Below are 13,173 nucleotides of genomic sequence, written 5' to 3'. Positions count from 1 at the left end.
CATGGCGGGTCGTCTTGAGGGAAAACGCGTCGTCGTCACCGGGGCGGCACAAGGGATAGGCCTCGCGATCGCCGAAGCTTTCCTTGGGGAGGGGGCGAGCCTCTTCCTCATCGACCGTGACGGCGATCTCTTGGCGACCGAAGCCGAGCGGCTGCGTGCGGCGGGCGGAAAGGTCGGCTGCGCCACGGCCGACATTACCGATGCGGATGCCATTGAGCAGACCGTTGCTGCCGCCGCGCGTGAGATCGGCCAGCCGAATGCGCTCGTCAACAATGCCGGCGTCAACGTATTCTTCGAGCCGTTGAAACTGTCGGACGCCGACTGGCAGCGCTGCTTCGACATCAATCTCAAGGGCGCGTGGAACTGCAGCAAGGCTGTGCTGCCGGGCATGATCGAGGCGGGCGGCGGCGTCATCCTCAATATCGCCTCGACCCACGCCTTCACGATCATCCCGCACACCTTCCCCTATCCGGTCGCCAAACATGCGCTTCTCGGTATGACCAAGGCGCTGGGGCTCGAATATGCCGGGCAGGGCGTTCGCGTAAATGCGCTGGCACCCGGCTATGTCCGCACGCAGAAGGCCGTTGAATACTGGAACAGCTTCCCCGATCCGGTCGCAGCCGAGGCCGAGACGATGAAGCTCCATCCCGGCGGCCGCATCGCAACACCGGGGGAGATCGCCAAGGCTGCGCTGTTCATGATCTCGGACGAATGCCCGTTCATGAACGCCACCTGCCTGACAGTCGATGGCGGCATGAGCGTTCTGCATCATCCCTGAGCAGCCACTTCGACAGCTCACTTTTTGAAACCTCCGGCGTTACGCGCCGGAGGTTTTTCTTTGCCTCGACGTTCGTCGTTCATCGCTTGACCGAAAATAACTCCGATTATATGAGAAATATAAAAGAGCGTAGGGCGCTCGAGGTTATCGGGAGGGCACATGTCCAGAAAATTGAGATCACAGAATTGGTTTGGCGGACTGGACAAGGACGCCTTCATTCACCGCAGCTGGATGAAGAACAACGGTTTGCCTGACGATGTCTTCGACGGTCGGCCGGTGATCGGCATCTGCAACACCTTCTCGGAGCTGACGCCTTGCAACGCGCATTTCCGCGGACTGGTGGAGCACATCAAGGCGGGCGTGCTCGAGGCCGGTGGCCTGCCGCTGGAGTTCCCGGTGTTTTCCTGCGGCGAGTCCAATCTGCGGCCGACCGCCATGCTCTTCCGCAACCTCGCCTCGATGGATGTCGAGGAGGCGATCCGCGGCAACCCCATCGACGGCGTCGTGCTGATGGCGGGCTGCGACAAGACCACCCCGTCGCTGGTGATGGGGGCGGCCTCCTGCGATCTTCCTTCGATTGTCATCTCCGGCGGACCGATGTTGAACGGCCGCTTCAAGGGCCGGACGATCGGCTCGGGGACGGACGTGTGGAAGTTTTCCGAAGACGTGCGTGCCGGTGTCATGTCGCAACAGGATTTCATGGCCGCCGAAAGCGCCATGTCGCGCTCGCCGGGCCATTGCATGACGATGGGCACCGCATCGACCATGGCGTCCATGGTTGAAGCGCTCGGGCTTGCGCTGCCCGGCAATGCCACCTTTCCGGCGGTTGACGCCGGCCGCGCCCGGCTGGCGCGGTTGACCGGTCGGCGGATCGTCGAAATGGTTGCCGAGGACCTTCGCCTGTCGAAGATCCTGACCCGTGACGCCTTCGCCAATGCCATCCGCGTCAACGGCGCCATCGGCGGCTCCACCAACGCCGTCGTGCATCTCCTGGCAATCGCCGGGCGGATTGGCACGAAGCTCTCGCTCGACGACTGGGATCGGTTCGGCCGCGATATTCCGACCATCCTTAATCTCATGCCTTCGGGGCGCTATCTGATGGAGGACTTCCATTATGCCGGCGGGCTGCCCGCCGTCATGAAGGAGATCGCCGTGCTTCTGGAACTCAGCGCCCTGACGGTGACCGGGCAAAGCGTCGGCGCCAACATCGAGTCTGTCGAGAACTGCAACGACGACGTCATCCTGCCGCTCGATCGGGCACTGACATCGAGTGGCGGCATTGCCGTGCTGCGCGGCAACCTTGCGCCTGACGGCGCGATCATCAAGCCTTCCGCAGCGACGCCGACGCTGATGCAGCACCGCGGCCGCGCCGTCGTGTTCGAAACCATCGACCACTACAAGGCGCGGATCGATGATCCGGATCTTAGCATCGACGAGACTTCGATCATGGTGCTGAAGAACTGCGGTCCGAAGGGCTATCCGGGAATGGCCGAGGTCGGCAACATGGCTCTCCCGCAGAAGCTCTTGAAAAAGGGCGTGCGCGACATGGTGAGGATCTCGGATGCCCGCATGTCGGGGACGGCCTTTGGCACCGTCGTCCTGCACACGGCACCCGAAGCTGCGGTTGGCGGCCCGCTGGCCCTGGTAAGGGATGGCGACTGGATTGAGCTCGACGTTGCCGGCCGCCGCCTCCACCTCGATGTGAACGACGAGGAACTGGCGCGCCGAAAAGCCGCCTGGACCGCGCCAACCCCGGAAATGGTCGGTGGTTATCAAGGGCTCTATGTCGAGCGCGTGATGCAGGCCGACACCGGCGCGGATCTCGATTTTCTTGTCGGCAGCCGCGGCCACGCGGTTCCGCGCGAAAGCCATTAAGGAGGCGACGGTGGACGACTTCCGCATCGAAAACCTTCATGGCATCCACGCCATCCTCTACGCGCTCTTCGACAAGGACGAAAAGCTCGACCGCGCCGCCATGCGACGCCAGACGGAAATTTGTTTGGCAAGCGGCGTGCACGGCATGGCCGGGCTCGGCCTTGCGACCGAGGCTTCAAAGCTCGACGAGGCCGAGCGCATGGCGATCATGGAGTGGCTGATCGAGGACACGGGCGGCCAGGTACCGGTCGCCCTGACGATCTTTGGCGCGTCGGTCGAGGAACAGGTGCGCCAGGCGCGGCATGCGGCACGGGCTGGCGCCGACTGGCTGATCCTCCAGCCTCCGATGGTCGGCCAATTCGCGGCTGCCGAATACATCCGCTTCTTCGGCCGCATCGCCGATCAGACCGATCTGCCGCTTGCCATCCAGAATGCGCCGGCGCTGATGGGGCGCGGGCTGACGGCCGCGGATATTCGCGAGCTCGTGCGCCAACACCCGAACATCCGGCTGGTGAAGGGCGAGGGGCCCGTCGTCGATATCGCCCATCTCATCGAGGTCACCGAGGGCCGGCTGCCGGTGTTCAACGGCCGTGCGGGCCTCGAGCTGCTCGAGAACCTGCGCATCGGTTGCCACGGCCTGATCCTTGCGCCTGACTCGATCGATTACGCCGTGCGCGCCTATGAATTCTTTTCAGACGGTTGGGACGAGCACGCGGAAGAGGCCTATCGGCAGATGCTGCCCGGGGTGGTCTTCACCATGCAGGGCATCGAGACGCTGCTTTGTTACGGCAAGCGCCTCTTCGGCGAGCGGGCGGGCATAACGATCCACGACCGTGCGCCAGCCATGCGACCGACTGCACTTGGCATCGAAATGACCCGCCGCTATGCAGCCGCGATGGGTGGCTTTTCCTGATCGGGGCGACCGGCTATGAACGTGGCTGAGATGCAATGGAGAGTGTGGGCATGAAGGCAATCGCTCGGGAGGATCGCGGCCTGCCGGCTCGTATCGCAGGCGATATCGGCCGCCGCATCACGCTCGGCGAACTGAAGGTCGGCGACACCCTGCCGAAGGAAGCGGACATGCTGGCGACGCTCGGCGTCAGCCGCACGACGCTGCGCGAAGCGCTGAAGATCCTGTCGACCAAGGGCTTCATCGAGGCAAAGCCACGGCTCGGGACGCGGGTGCGGGCAGCCGAACACTGGAACACGCTCGATCCCGTCGTGCTGTCTTGGCAAAGCGATGCGGAGGATCAGGCAACGCTTGCCGAAGAACTGTTCGAACTCCGCCTGTCGATCGAGCCGCTTGCCGCACGCCTTGCCGCCAGACGTGGATCTGCGGCCGAACATGCCGAGATCCGCGCCGCCTTCGAGCGGATGGCAGAGGGTGGCGCCCGCGTCGAAGACGCGATCGAGGCCGATATCGCCTTCCACCTCAACATCTTCCAGGCCGCGCACAACCGTTTCCTCCTGCCGGTTGCGTCCGTCATCCGGGCGGCGCTCTCCATCAGCATCCCGAAGACGATGGCGGCGACAGGCGGTTTTGGACAATCCCTGGCCCAGCACGAGGCGATCCTGATCGCGATCGAAGACCGCGACGAGGACAAGGCATTCGACCGCGCAGCAGCCTTGATCGCTTCGACTTACAAGCGCAATTTCGCCTCGTAGCAAGTTGTTCCGGCGGTCGCGCCCGTACGTTCGAGATCGTCACCGCGCCTCAGGTGGAGACCTGATCCAAGAAAATCAGGCGCAGCGGTTCTTCAAGGAGAGCATCGATTTCGGCGGCGAAGGCTTGAAAATGGGGTGTCGCGAAATGTGCGTCGAGCGCAGCCTGGTCGGCGAAAGCCTCGCGCATGTAAAAGGTTCCTGGCTCATCGCGCAGCTCGAACAAGACATAGTCGAGGTTGCCGGGTTCTGCCCGCGTTGGGGCGATGAGGCCGAGCAGGCCTTGCCGGAGAGCGTCGCGCTGGTGCGGCTTGGCCTTCAAGATCGCGATGGAGATTACCTTTTCTTTGGTCATGACGGCTCCTTTCGTCGGGCGGTTGTCTTGGCGATCATCCAGCCGAAGCCTTCCCACGGGCGCGCGAACGACCTTGTCCGTGGTTCTGCGGATGGTTGGTGCAAACGGGTTGAAATGCTTCGGGCCGATCAGGGCACGTCCTCGTCAAAGAGCCCCGATCGACTACGAGTGACGATAGTACCTTGCGGTCTGTTCCGATAATCCGTGACGAACAGAAATGTTATTTCGGAATTGCCGAATAATCTTGGCTCGGTGTGTTCGTACCAGTTCGGGCCGTCGGCCAGTGCCCAAGCCGACCCTCCAGGCAATCGCCGACGCGACCCGCGCTTTTCTATGATCGAATGGCGTCAAGGACGGTCTGGATCAGTCGGCCGGACGGCACGTTGCGCGGCCGGAGCAAGCCGATCTCACGGTTTGGCGCGTTCGGTAGCGGCAGACGGGCAACGCGCAGGTTGTCGAAGAGCGGCGAGCGCCAGTCGGGCATCAGCGATACCCCGAGCCCAGCTTCAACCATCATCGATATGGCTTCCAGTGAATCGAGCTCCAGCCACTCACGCGGAAGAATATGCTGGGTTTGCAGGTAGGTATCGGCCAGTCGGCCGCCCCAGTTGCTTCTGTCGTAACGAATGAATGGCTGCTCGCGAAGCAGGCGATCGACGGGAATGTCTGCAAGGTCCGGCGGGGCCAGGAGAACGAACTGTTCCGACCGGATGAGGTCCCAACTGAGCGTCTTGGGGATGGGGAAGGGCGGTTTGACAAGGATCGCCGCATCGATCCTCTCCTCTGCGACACTGTTATAGAGTTCGGCCGACGTACCCGGCAGCAGGAAGATGTCGACGCCCGGCATCCTGTCGAAGACCCGCCGCAAGGCGTTCGGAAGCAAGCCGGTCAGGACCGTCGAGATGGCGCCCAGCCGGAGTTCTCCGAATGCCTGGTCGTCGCGCGCCAGGCCCTTCAGCTGCCTGACTTCGGCCAGAACGCGCCGGCTCTTTTCCAGGATTGCGACGCCCGCTTCGGTTGGCTTCACCCGCCTGCCAGACCGCGCAAGAAGAGGCAGTCCGATCTCGTCTTCCAGCGCCTGGATGCGTTGCGCGACCGCCGCGGGCGTGACGCCCATGCGGCGCGACGCCTCGGCGAGAGAGCCATGTTGGACCACTGCCAGAAAGGTTTCGAGAAAGCGCGTTTCCATCGTTAGTTTTTCTATCGTCTGAAGGAACAAAAAGGAAGGTTTTTCTTCCGTTTTCGCCTTGTCATAGTGCGGGCAAACACAGGAGGAAGAGTTGGATCTTCAGTTGAATGGCAAGACGGCGCTCGTATTCGGCGCCGGTGGTGGACTTGGTGGCGCGATCGCCAGGTCGCTTGCGGCCGAAGGCGTTTCCGTCGTCGTGGCCGATATCCACGAGGAAAGCGCCAAGGCGACCGCGCAAGCAATCAAGGAGACTGGCGGCAAGGCCATTCCGCTCGTTTGGGATATCGGCGACCTTTCCCTGATCGGTCAGAAGCTCGATGCCATCAAGGCTGCGTTCGGGCCGGTCGACATCCTTGTCAACAACACCGGCGGGCCGCCACCGACGCCCGCCGCCGGGCAGTCGCCCGACGATTGGTCGAAATATTTCGATCTCATGGTTCGCTCGGTGATTGCGGTCACCGATGCGGTGCTTCCGGGCATGCGCGAGCGCAAATGGGGCCGCATCATTACCTCCACGTCTTCCGGCGTCGTCGCGCCGATTGCAAATCTCGGCATATCGAACAGCCTGCGCCTGGCCTTGGTCGGCTGGTCGAAGACCCTGGCGCGAGAGGTCGGCCGCGACGGCATCACCGCAAACATCGTGCTGCCGGGGCGCATCGCCACCGGCCGGATCGTCTTTCTGGACGAGCAGAAAGCCAAGCGCGAGAACCGGCCTGTTGCCGATGTCACGGCTGAAAGCACCGGGTCGATCCCGGTCGGCCGCTACGGCGATCCGAAGGAATATGGCGACACCGTCACTTTCCTTGCGAGCCCCCGCGCCTCCTACATCACCGGCTCAGTCATCCGTGTCGATGGCGGCCTGATCAACAGCATTTGATTTCGATGGGTCTCCCATGACACTTGAGCCTCACGTCGTTGAAACCCTGAAGAGCGTCTCCACTGCGACGCTCACGACGGTTCTCCTCAAAAAGGGGCTTCGCAACATCTGGATGCGCGGCACGAAGCCGCTGAGGCCCGGCCAGGGACGGATTGTTGGCAAGGCATTTACGCTGCGCTTCATTCCTGCCCGAGAGGACCTCGCTACGCCTGCAAGCTGGGCGTCGCCAATCTCCACCCGGGCGGCGATCGAAGCGATGCCGGAGGGCTGCATCGCCGTCGCGGATGCGGTGGGCGTCAGTGACGCCGGCATCTTCGGTGACATCCTGTGCGCCCGGATGGCGAAACGCAAAGTTGCCGGCCTCGTCACCGATGGCGTGATGCGGGACGGCGAGGGGGTGCTGGCGAGCGGCATGAAGGTGTGGTGCAATGGCATCGCAGCACCGCCTTCCGTTGCAGGCCTGACCTTCGTTGGATGGCAGGAGCCGATCAATTGCGGCGGCGTTGCCGTTCTGCCTGATGATGTTGTCGTGGTCGACGACGACGGCGCAGTCCTTATCCCGGCCGCGCTCCTCGAAGAGGTGCTCGCTGAGGCACCCGAACAGGAACGCATAGAAGGCTGGATCATGAGCGAAGTGGATCGGGGCGTACCGCTTCCCGGTCTTTACCCGATGAACGCTGAAACGAAGGCCCGCTACGAGGCCTGGAAGGAAAAGCAGAAATGACGTTCAGCACGCAATCCAAGGGCGTCTACGCCATTGCGACGACACCGTTTTTCGAGGACGGCTCGATCGACTTCAACTCGATCGACAAGTTGACGGACTTTTATGAAGAGAGCGGTTGCACCGGTGTCACGATCCTTGGGATCATGGGGGAGGCCCCGAAGCTCGAGCCGGAGGAAAGCCGAGCCATCGTCAAGCGCGTTGTCTCCCGGTCGAAGATTCCAGTGATCGTCGGGGTCTCCGCTCCAGGCTTTGCCAGCATGCGCTCGCTGGCGCGTGACTCGATGGAGATGGGGGCTGCCGGCGTCATGATCGCTCCGCCACCCGCGCTGCGCACGGATGATCAGATCGTCAACTATTTCGCCGGAGCGGTGGAAGCGGTCGGCGAAGATGTGCCGTGGGTTCTGCAGGATTACCCGCTGACCCTCACGGTCGTCATGACACCAAGCGTCATCGCGAAGATCATCACCAACCACCCGTCCTGCCTCATGCTGAAGCACGAGGACTGGCCCGGTCTTGAGAAAATTTCGAAGTTGCGCGCCATGCAGAAGGCGGGCGACCTTCGCGAGTTTTCCATCCTCTGCGGCAACGGCGGCCTGTTCCTCGACTTCGAGCCGGAGCGCGGTGCCGATGGAGCCATGACCGGCTATGGCTTTCCGGACATGCTTACCGAACTGATGGAGCTTTCTGCGGCCGGAAAGAGGGATGAAGCACACGATCTCTTCGACGCGCACCTGCCTCTGATCCGTTACGAGCAGCAGCTCGGGATCGGCCTTGCCATTCGCAAGCACGTTTTGAAGCGTCGCGGCGTCATCGCCACCGACGCGCAGCGCAAGCCGGCACAGATGCTCACGTCGGCCGCGCGGGCAGAAGTGGATTACCTGCTTGCCCGTGTCGCGCGACACGACAAGCGCGCTGCCCTTTAATTACCCGCCTGTCCCAAGCCCGTCCACCGCCGATCAAAGGCCGCGGACGGGCGTAGAGGGGGCCATCCTCCACCATCCTGAGCCGAGGGCCATGAGGACGGGATTTCGGTCTTGGCGATCGTCGAACATGGCGGTTGAAGAACGAGGATTGACGATGCAGGGCCAGGAAGATTTCCTTGAACGAACGCTGCGGATCAGTGTGATCGTTGCGGTCGCCATCTTGCTTGCGACGATCCAGTACGTGGTCTCCTCGCGATCTCTCTATCCCGCTCTTTGAGAGAAAGCCGCGCTCGCGCGCCTTAAGCTGGCGGCCTTGGCTGCTTTCCTCGCGCATCTCTTTCAACAAGCGAAACAGCCCTGCCACCCAACAAGCCAGTCGCTTGATGGGTGGCAGGGCTTTGCCCGAGACTTACGCCAGCGTGTAGGCCGTCTTGACGGTTGTGTAGAATTCGGCGGCGTAGCGTCCCTGCTCGCGCGATCCTTGCGACGAGCCCTTGCGACCGCCAAACGGCACATGGAAGTCGACGCCCGCCGTCGGCAGGTTGACCATCACCATGCCGGCTTCCGCATTGCGCTTGAAATTGGTCGCATGCTTGAGGCTCGTGGTGGCGATGCCCGACGACAGGCCGAAGGGCGTGTCGTTGGCGACGGTGAGCGCCTCGTCGTAGTCCTTGACGCGAATGACCGATGCGACCGGGCCGAAGATCTCTTCGCGCGAGATGCGCATCTGGTTCGTGGCTTCGGTGAACAGCGCCGGCTGCAGGTAGAAGCCGGGGGTGTCGCGCTTCAGCAGTTCGCCGCCGAAGGCGAGCTTGGCGCCCTCCTGGCGGCCGATGGCGATATAGTCGGTATCCTGGTTGAGCTGGCTCTGGTCGACCACCGGACCGATCTGGGTGCCGGCCTTCAAGGCATCGTCGATAACAAGCCCCTTCATGCGATCGCCCATCGCCGCGACGAAGCGATCGTGAATGCCCTCGGTGACGATGAGGCGCGACGACGCCGTGCAGCGCTGACCGGTGGAGAAGAAGGCGGAATTGACCGCAGCCTCGACCGCCACACTGAGATCGGCGTCGTCAAGCACCACGAAGGGGTTCTTGCCGCCCATTTCCAGCTGGTATTTGCGATTGTGCTCGACGGACGCCATCGCCACGCGTTTGCCCGTGCCGGTCGAGCCGGTGAAGGTGATGGCGTGAATGTCCGGGCTGTCGAGCATCGCCTGACCGACGACCGAGCCCTTGCCCATGACGAGGTTCAAGACGCCCTTCGGCAGGCCGGCGCGATGAAGAATGTCGATGATCGCGTGAGCGCTGCCGGGAACCAGCTCGGCCGGCTTGAAGACGACGGTGTTGCCGTAACAAAGCGCCGGCGCGATCTTCCAGGCAGGAATGGCGATCGGGAAGTTCCAGGGCGTGATGATGCCGACGACGCCGACCGGCTCGCGGGTGATCTCGACACCAATGTTTGGACGCGCCGACGGCAGCACTTCGCCCGCCAACCGCAGGCACTCTCCGGCGAAGAAGTCGAAGATCTGGCCGGCGCGCACCGTCTCGCCGATGCCTTCGGCCAATGTCTTGCCTTCCTCGCGCGACAAGAGCTTTCCGAGTTCGTCCTTGCGGGCAAGGATCTCGTCGGCGGTCTTCCTCAGGATCGCATGGCGCTCGAGGATGCCGGAGCGCGACCAGGCGGGAAAGGCCGCCTTCGCAGCGGCAATCGCCGCACGTGCATCGTCCGCTGACGCACGGGCATATTCGCCGACCACGTCGTTGGTGTTGGACGGGTTGATGTTGCGGAACGCTTCGCTACCGGCGATCCATTCCCCATCGATCATGTTTTTCTGCACCATATCTATCCTCCGCGGCGCTCACACTTTGACTATGTCTCCGCTTATCGGACGCGATGGGGCCGGCAGAAAGAACAATCTTTCGACCCCGCCATTGCCGAAACGGCAAACCTGAAGGTCGGCCCGAGCGTTGCCGTATCGGCAATACCAACCGCTAAAAATTGTGCTTTATGAGATGCCAAATTCCATCATCATCGCTCCCATAACAAGCAAGGGGAACGATATGTCTCGTTTAATGATGAACCGCCGAGGTTTCCTTTCGAGTGCGGCCGCGATGGGCGCGATTGCCGCCACCCATAGCCTCATCAATGTTTCACCCGGCCTTGCGGCCGATTCCGCCACCATCCGCATGCAGCTCGGTTGGCTGCCGTCGAACGGGCTTCTCGGAGAGCTCGTGGCCCGCAAGAAGGGCTACTACGCCGAACAGAACATTGAGCTCGAAATCGTGCCCGGCGGACCGAATGTCGATGGCGTTGCGGGCGTTGCCGTTGGCCAGTCGACCATCGGCCAGATTTCCTCCAGCCCGTCCGTCATGCTGGCGCGTTCGGCCGGCGCGCCGATCAAAGCATTCGCCGCCGGCTACCAGAAACATCCCTTCGCCTATTTCTCCCGCAAGGCAAATCCGATCGCCAAGCCTCAGGACATGATCGGCAAGACGATCGCCGCGATCCCGACCTCGGTCATCCTTCTGCGCGCGCTGCTCGCCAAGAACGGGATCTCGGAAGACCAGGTCAAGATCGTCAACATGGGCTCGGACATGAACCAGCTGGTGACTGGCCAGGCCGATGCGGTCTGCGGATGGTTGACGAACGTCAACGCGCTGAAGGTGCTCGGGGATGACAGGGTCGATCTGACGCTCTGGGATGGCGGTATCCGGCTCTATGCGAACGTCTACTATACCACCGACGACCAGCTGCAAAATCACGCGGACCAGCTCGCAGCTTTCGTATCCGGTTCGGCCCGCGGTTGGGGTTATGCCCGCGACCATCAGGAAGAGGCCGTCGACATCCTGCTCGAATCCTACCCCAACCTCGACAAGGCGAGCGAACTGGAGGCCATCGGGCCGCTGATGAAGTTCGTGTTCAACGAAACCACCGCGAGCGAGGGCTGGGGTGGCATGGACCAGGCAAACTGGGCGGAGCAGATCAAGACCTATGCGGACCTCGGCCAGTTCACAGGTCCGGTTCCCAATGTCGACGACGTCTACACAATGGCGATCCTGGATGCGACCGCCGATGTCCGCAAAAGCGTAGGATAAGGCGATGCTGGAAACGCTCATCAGACCTGGCCAGGCTTCGGTCGGCAACGCCGCCGTGTTGGTGAAGAACCTTCACATTCGCTTTGGCGCGGATGATTCAGGCTTCACTGCACTCTCGGATGTCTCGGTCGAGATACCGGCCGGCTCGCTCGTGACCATGCTCGGCCCATCCGGCTGCGGCAAGTCGACCTTGCTGCGTACGGTCGCGGATCTCGTGCACATCACCGACGGTTCGGTGTCGGTGCATGGCCAGACGCCGCGCAAGGCGCGAGAGGGACGCGATTTCGCTTTCGTCTTCCAGGAAGCAACGCTGCTGCCGTGGCGCAATGTGATCGACAACGTGCGTCTCCCCCTGCTCGTGGGCAAACGTGAAGCGGGCGCAACCTATGCCGATCCGGAAGAGCTCCTGGCCCTGGTGGGCTTGAAGGGGCGCGAGAAGTCGATGCCGCACGAGTTGTCGGGTGGCCAGCGCCAGCGCGTGGCGATCGCCCGGGCCCTCGTCACCCGTCCGCGTATCCTGCTGATGGACGAGCCTTTCGGCGCGCTCGACGAGATCACGCGCGACAAGCTGAACGAGGAGCTGCTGCGCCTCTGGCAGGAAACCGGCACGACGATCCTCTTCGTCACCCATTCGATCCCCGAGGCGGTCTTTCTCGGTCAACATGTGCTGATGCTCGCCGCCCATCCCGGCCGCGTCAAGGAATTCATGAAGGTTGACTTGCCCTATCCGCGATCTCTCGCGATGCGCGACACGGTCGAGTTCATCCAGGTGACCGCCCACCTGCGCAAACTTTTGGGAGAATGCTGATGGCCAATGCCCTTCCTTCACCGGCGGAAGGCCGCGCTTTGACCGACGGCAACCGGTTCCGGATCCTGGATGGCCTTGCCGCTTCGATCCTGCGGCATCTGCCGGCGACACTCGCGATCCTTGGCTGCATCCTTTTGTGGCAACTCGTCGTCTGGGGTTTTTCCGTGCCGACCTTCATGGCGCCCGGGCCGGTCGACGTCATCAAGGCCTTCGGCGAAAACGCCGGCGTGCTCTGGACGAACTTCTGGCCGACGCTCATGGAAGCCGTTCTCGGCTTCATCTTCGGCAATGTCATTGCCGTCCTCCTGGCGGTCTGGTTCGTCTATAGCCCGCTCGCGGAACGCGCCTTCTATCCGATCGCCGTCATCGTCAAGTCGATCCCGATCATCGCGCTTGCGCCGATCCTGGTGCTGCTCGTCGGCAACGGCATTGCGCCGAAGATCATCATCGCCGGCCTGATCTGCTTCTTCCCGACGCTGGTCAACATGGTGCAGGGACTGAAGTCGGCGAGCCCCGCAATGCTCGATCTGATGCGCATCCTGTCTGCCAGCAATTCCGAGATTTTCTGGAAGGTTCGCCTGCCGGGCTCGCTGCCTTTCCTGTTCGCGGCGCTGAAGATTGCGGCAACCAGCAGCGTGATGGGCGCCATCGTCGCCGAATGGATCGGCTCGAGCTACGGTCTCGGCGCGCTCATCATCGAGGCGACCTACAATTTCCGTTCGCCGCTGCTCTATGCGACGGTGGTGATCGCGGCCTCGCTTGCCGTGGTTCTCTTCTTCGCCGTCTCCTACGCGGAATCGAAGATCGTCCGCTGGAAACCGACGACGGACCACTGACCCCCAAACCCTTTGCTGCCGGACCTGGATACCCGGGTCCGGTCAACG

General features: G+C 62.6%; 14 protein-coding genes. 11 read left to right on the top strand and 3 right to left on the bottom strand.

Annotated elements, in window-relative coordinates:
- Window position 1 precedes the first annotated feature (1 nt).
- From OKW20_RS20780 to OKW20_RS20765, 4 genes are all read left to right on the top strand, one after another.
- Window positions 2–778, top strand: a complete 777-nt coding sequence (locus OKW20_RS20780; RefSeq protein ID WP_043612608.1) for an SDR family oxidoreductase — start codon at window positions 2–4, stop codon at window positions 776–778.
- A gap of 159 nt (window positions 779–937) precedes the next feature.
- On the top strand, window positions 938–2,653 hold the full coding sequence (gene araD, locus OKW20_RS20775) for an L-arabinonate dehydratase (RefSeq protein WP_043612607.1): 1,716 nt from the start codon (window positions 938–940) through the stop codon (window positions 2,651–2,653).
- 10 nt (window positions 2,654–2,663) lie between these two features.
- The gene (locus OKW20_RS20770; RefSeq protein WP_052201612.1) at window positions 2,664–3,566 is read left to right on the top strand and encodes a dihydrodipicolinate synthase family protein; all 903 of its coding nucleotides are present in this window, start codon (window positions 2,664–2,666) and stop codon (window positions 3,564–3,566) included.
- A 50-nt stretch (window positions 3,567–3,616) separates the two neighbouring features.
- A complete protein-coding gene (locus OKW20_RS20765; protein ID WP_043612605.1) occupies window positions 3,617–4,318 on the top strand; it encodes a FadR/GntR family transcriptional regulator in 702 nt (233 codons plus the stop codon).
- A gap of 49 nt (window positions 4,319–4,367) precedes the next feature.
- On the opposite strand, the gene OKW20_RS20760 is transcribed toward OKW20_RS20765, so the two are convergent.
- A complete protein-coding gene (locus OKW20_RS20760) occupies window positions 4,368–4,670 on the bottom strand; it encodes a putative quinol monooxygenase (protein ID WP_043612603.1) in 303 nt (100 codons plus the stop codon).
- A gap of 331 nt (window positions 4,671–5,001) precedes the next feature.
- Window positions 5,002–5,859, bottom strand: a complete 858-nt coding sequence (locus OKW20_RS20755; protein WP_043612601.1) for a LysR family transcriptional regulator — start codon at window positions 5,857–5,859, stop codon at window positions 5,002–5,004.
- A gap of 91 nt (window positions 5,860–5,950) precedes the next feature.
- Between OKW20_RS20755 and OKW20_RS20750 the strand changes: the two genes are divergently transcribed.
- The 4 genes from OKW20_RS20750 (at window position 5,951) to OKW20_RS20735 (ending at window position 8,660) form a co-directional block, all read left to right on the top strand.
- Window positions 5,951–6,736 carry an SDR family oxidoreductase gene (locus OKW20_RS20750; RefSeq protein ID WP_043612600.1) on the top strand — a complete coding sequence of 262 codons (786 nt, stop codon included), beginning with the start codon at window positions 5,951–5,953 and terminating at the stop codon, window positions 6,734–6,736.
- 16 nt (window positions 6,737–6,752) lie between these two features.
- Window positions 6,753–7,460 (top strand): ribonuclease activity regulator RraA, encoded by a 708-nt coding sequence (locus OKW20_RS20745; RefSeq protein ID WP_429174806.1) that lies wholly within the window; start codon window positions 6,753–6,755, stop codon window positions 7,458–7,460.
- Window positions 7,457–8,383: a dihydrodipicolinate synthase family protein gene (locus tag OKW20_RS20740; RefSeq protein WP_429174804.1), complete on the top strand. Its 927-nt coding sequence runs from the start codon at window positions 7,457–7,459 to the stop codon at window positions 8,381–8,383. The genes OKW20_RS20745 and OKW20_RS20740 overlap by 4 nt, the downstream gene beginning before the upstream one ends.
- Before the next feature lie 127 nt (window positions 8,384–8,510).
- Entirely contained in the window at window positions 8,511–8,660 is a 150-nt protein-coding gene (locus tag OKW20_RS20735; RefSeq protein WP_156133975.1) for a hypothetical protein, read from the top strand.
- 132 nt (window positions 8,661–8,792) lie between these two features.
- Here OKW20_RS20735 and OKW20_RS20730 read toward each other — a convergent pair whose 3' ends face one another.
- Window positions 8,793–10,226, bottom strand: coding sequence for an aldehyde dehydrogenase family protein (locus tag OKW20_RS20730; protein WP_429174803.1), 1,434 nt, complete (start codon window positions 10,224–10,226; stop codon window positions 8,793–8,795).
- A 220-nt stretch (window positions 10,227–10,446) separates the two neighbouring features.
- On the opposite strand from OKW20_RS20730, the gene OKW20_RS20725 reads away from it, so the two are divergent.
- The 3 genes from OKW20_RS20725 to OKW20_RS20715 are packed head-to-tail and all read left to right on the top strand — an operon-like array spanning window position 10,447 to window position 13,125.
- Window positions 10,447–11,481 (top strand): ABC transporter substrate-binding protein, encoded by a 1,035-nt coding sequence (locus OKW20_RS20725; RefSeq protein WP_429174802.1) that lies wholly within the window; start codon window positions 10,447–10,449, stop codon window positions 11,479–11,481.
- Window positions 11,482–11,485: 4 nt separating this feature from the next.
- Window positions 11,486–12,289: an ABC transporter ATP-binding protein gene (locus OKW20_RS20720; protein WP_429174800.1), complete on the top strand. Its 804-nt coding sequence runs from the start codon at window positions 11,486–11,488 to the stop codon at window positions 12,287–12,289.
- The gene (locus tag OKW20_RS20715) at window positions 12,289–13,125 is read left to right on the top strand and encodes an ABC transporter permease (RefSeq protein WP_429174798.1); all 837 of its coding nucleotides are present in this window, start codon (window positions 12,289–12,291) and stop codon (window positions 13,123–13,125) included. The genes OKW20_RS20720 and OKW20_RS20715 overlap by 1 nt, the downstream gene beginning before the upstream one ends.
- The last annotated feature ends 48 nt before the right edge of the window (window positions 13,126–13,173 follow it).

The sequence above is a fragment of the Ensifer sp. LBL genome (assembly GCF_050435225.1).
Lineage (GTDB): Bacteria > Pseudomonadota > Alphaproteobacteria > Rhizobiales > Rhizobiaceae > Ensifer.
Note: the sequence above shows the minus strand (reverse complement) of the source record. Positions and strands in the feature narration are given on the sequence as shown.

What these genes read in the sequence shown, in the direction of transcription:
- OKW20_RS20780 (WP_043612608.1), top strand. Translation starts at nt 2, where the DNA reads ATGGCGGGTCGTCTTGAGGGAAAACGCGTCGTCGTCACCGGGGCGGCA.
- araD (WP_043612607.1), top strand. Translation starts at nt 938, where the DNA reads ATGTCCAGAAAATTGAGATCACAGAATTGGTTTGGCGGACTGGACAAG.
- OKW20_RS20765 (WP_043612605.1), top strand. Translation starts at nt 3,617, where the DNA reads ATGAAGGCAATCGCTCGGGAGGATCGCGGCCTGCCGGCTCGTATCGCA.
- OKW20_RS20760 (WP_043612603.1), bottom strand. Translation starts at nt 4,670, where the DNA reads ATGACCAAAGAAAAGGTAATCTCCATCGCGATCTTGAAGGCCAAGCCG.
- OKW20_RS20755 (WP_043612601.1), bottom strand. Translation starts at nt 5,859, where the DNA reads ATGGAAACGCGCTTTCTCGAAACCTTTCTGGCAGTGGTCCAACATGGC.
- OKW20_RS20745 (WP_429174806.1), top strand. Translation starts at nt 6,753, where the DNA reads ATGACACTTGAGCCTCACGTCGTTGAAACCCTGAAGAGCGTCTCCACT.
- OKW20_RS20740 (WP_429174804.1), top strand. Translation starts at nt 7,457, where the DNA reads ATGACGTTCAGCACGCAATCCAAGGGCGTCTACGCCATTGCGACGACA.
- OKW20_RS20735 (WP_156133975.1), top strand. Translation starts at nt 8,511, where the DNA reads ATGGCGGTTGAAGAACGAGGATTGACGATGCAGGGCCAGGAAGATTTC.
- OKW20_RS20730 (WP_429174803.1), bottom strand. Translation starts at nt 10,226, where the DNA reads ATGGTGCAGAAAAACATGATCGATGGGGAATGGATCGCCGGTAGCGAA.
- OKW20_RS20725 (WP_429174802.1), top strand. Translation starts at nt 10,447, where the DNA reads ATGTCTCGTTTAATGATGAACCGCCGAGGTTTCCTTTCGAGTGCGGCC.
- OKW20_RS20720 (WP_429174800.1), top strand. Translation starts at nt 11,486, where the DNA reads ATGCTGGAAACGCTCATCAGACCTGGCCAGGCTTCGGTCGGCAACGCC.
- OKW20_RS20715 (WP_429174798.1), top strand. Translation starts at nt 12,289, where the DNA reads ATGGCCAATGCCCTTCCTTCACCGGCGGAAGGCCGCGCTTTGACCGAC.